General features: G+C 64.9%; 1 protein-coding gene and 1 pseudogene. Both read left to right on the forward strand.

Going from position 1 to position 777, the window contains the following annotated elements; genetic code table 11:
* Positions 1-7: 7 nt before the first annotated feature.
* A pseudogene (gene ribE, locus JNK74_28585) lies at positions 8-470 on the forward strand (6,7-dimethyl-8-ribityllumazine synthase).
* A gap of 4 nt (positions 471-474) precedes the next feature.
* On the forward strand, positions 475-777 hold a 303-nt coding region (locus tag JNK74_28590; protein ID MBL7650145.1), incomplete at its 3' end, for a transcription antitermination protein NusB.

The raw sequence follows: 777 nt of genomic DNA on the forward strand, positions 1-777 counted from the left end.
ATTTCCCATGCATGAGATCAACATCATCGAAGGCGACTTCACGCCGCCGCAAGACGCCCGTTTCGCCCTGGTCGCGGCCCGGTTCAACAGCTTCATCGTCCAGAGTTTGATCAACGGCGCGGTCGATACCTTGCGCCGACACGGCGTCCTGGAAGCCAACATCGACCTGATCTGGACGCCCGGCTCGTTCGAATTGCCGCTGGCCGCGCAACGGCTGGCCGTCGGCGAACGCTACGACGGCATCGTCGCCCTCGGCGCGGTGATCCGCGGAATATGTCGCGGGCGAATGCACCAAAGGGCTGGCCAGCGTTTCGCTGCGCTACAACATTCCGATCGGCTTCGGCGTGCTGACCGTGGACAGCATCGATCAGGCGGTGGAGCGGGCCGGCACCAAGGCCGGCAACAAGGGCGCGGAAGCGGCGATGTCGGTGCTGGAAATGGTCAGCCTGCTGCGCCGGCTGGAAGCCTGAGCCCGTGCGCAATCCCGCTCGCAAGAACCTGCCCGGCAAGCGCGCTTGGGCGCGGCGTTGCGCCGCGCAGGCGCTGTATCAGTGGCAATTGACCGGCCAGGAGCCGACCCGGATCGCGACCCAGTTTTTGGCCGATCAGGATTTGGGCAAAGCCGATCCCGATTATTTCCGGGAGCTGGTTTTTCGAGTCCCGGCTCATGCCGAGGAAATCGATGCCGCGCTGACCCCGTTCCTGGATCGGCCGATCACCCAAGTCGATCCGGTGGAGCGCGCCATTCTGCGCATCGGCGGCTACGAGCTGATGCGG

This window comes from Candidatus Hydrogenedentota bacterium (assembly GCA_016791475.1).
Classification (GTDB): Bacteria; Hydrogenedentota; Hydrogenedentia; order Hydrogenedentales; family JAEUWI01; genus JAEUWI01.